Origin of the sequence: Acuticoccus mangrovi, assembly GCF_016411865.1 — a bacterium.
Taxonomy (GTDB): domain Bacteria; phylum Pseudomonadota; class Alphaproteobacteria; order Rhizobiales; family Amorphaceae; genus Acuticoccus; species Acuticoccus mangrovi.
The window spans coordinates 1-1,393 of the sequence record NZ_JAEKJA010000050.1; the positions used below are offsets into that span (position 1 = coordinate 1).

Here is a 1,393-nt window from a genome sequence, read left to right on the forward strand (position 1 = left end):
GCAGCACCGGAACGCCCAAGGCCGTCTGCGTCGAGCATCGCCAGGTCGCGCGGCTGTTCGATGCGGCGCGTCCATGGATGGCCTTCGACGGCGGCGATGTCTGGACGCTGTTTCACGCCTATGTCTTCGACTTCTCGGTCTGGGAGATGTGGGGGGCGCTGCTGCATGGCGGGCGGCTGGTCATCGTGCCGAGTCTCGTCGCCCGCTCGCCCGATCAGTTCCGCACGCTGATCGCCGAGGAAGAGGTGACGATCCTCAACCAGACGCCGTCGGCCTTCTATCAGCTCATCCAGGCGGATGCCGCGAGCGACGGCGCACCCCTCGCGCTGCGGACCGTGATCTTCGGCGGCGAGGCGCTCGACATTCCACGGCTGCAGCCTTGGGTCGACCGCCATCCGGCGCGTCCCCGGCTCATCAACATGTACGGCATCACCGAAACGACCGTCCACGTGACGGCCGCGCCGATCGACCTGCCGACGGTCGAGGCCGCACAGCGGGGGTGGATCGGCACCGGTCTCGCCGACCTCGACGTCTACGTGCTCGATGAGCGGCTCGGCCTGTGTCCACCCGGGGTCATCGGGGAGCTCTACGTCGCGGGCGGGGGCCTGGCGCGCGGCTATCACGGCCGTCCCGGACTGACCGCGTCGCGCTTCGTGGCGAGCCCGTTCGGCGCGGGCGAGCGGCTCTACCGGACCGGGGATCGGGCCGCCTGGCGGGCCAACGGCCAGCTCGTCTATCACGGCCGGGCCGACGATCAGGTGAAGCTGCGCGGCTTCCGCATCGAGCCGGCGGAGATCGAGACGGCGCTCCTCGCGCGGCCCGAGGTGGCGCAGGCCGCCGTGGTGGTCCGCGGCGCGGGAGCCGACGCGCGGCTGGTCGGCTACGCCGTGCCGGTGCCGGGGGCGGAGATCGACGTGACGGCGCTGCGGGCGCATCTCGCCGAGCGCCTGCCGGGCTACATGGTGCCCGCCATGCTGGTGGGGCTCGATCGTCTGCCGCTGACGGTCAACGGCAAGCTCGACCGCGCCGCGCTCCCCGAGCCGACGGTGGCCGTCGCCGACCATATCGCCCCGGCGACGCCGGACGAGGCGGTGCTCTGCGCGATCGTCGCCGCCCTGTTGGGGGCGCCCCGAGTCGGCATGGGCGACGACTTCTTCCGGCTCGGCGGCCACTCGCTGCTCGCGGTGCGTCTCGTCGCCCAGCTGCGCGAGCGCCTCGGCCGCGACGTCTCCGTCCGCACCGTGTTCGAGCATCCCGTCCTCCAGGACCTCGCCGACGCCGTCGCGAGGGCGACGCCGGCGAGCGGCCCGGTGACCGCTCAGCCGCGCCCGGCGGAACTGCCGCTCTCCTTCGCCCAGCGGCGCGCCTGGCTGCTGAACCAGCTCGAGGACGA

The 1,393-nt window shown here is 72.9% G+C and carries 1 protein-coding gene; it reads left to right on the forward strand.

Annotation, left to right across the window (positions count from 1 at the left end; translation table 11 throughout):
- The coding region (locus JCR33_RS24570) for a non-ribosomal peptide synthetase (protein WP_198884792.1) at positions 1-1,393 on the forward strand (1,393 nt) is incomplete at both ends.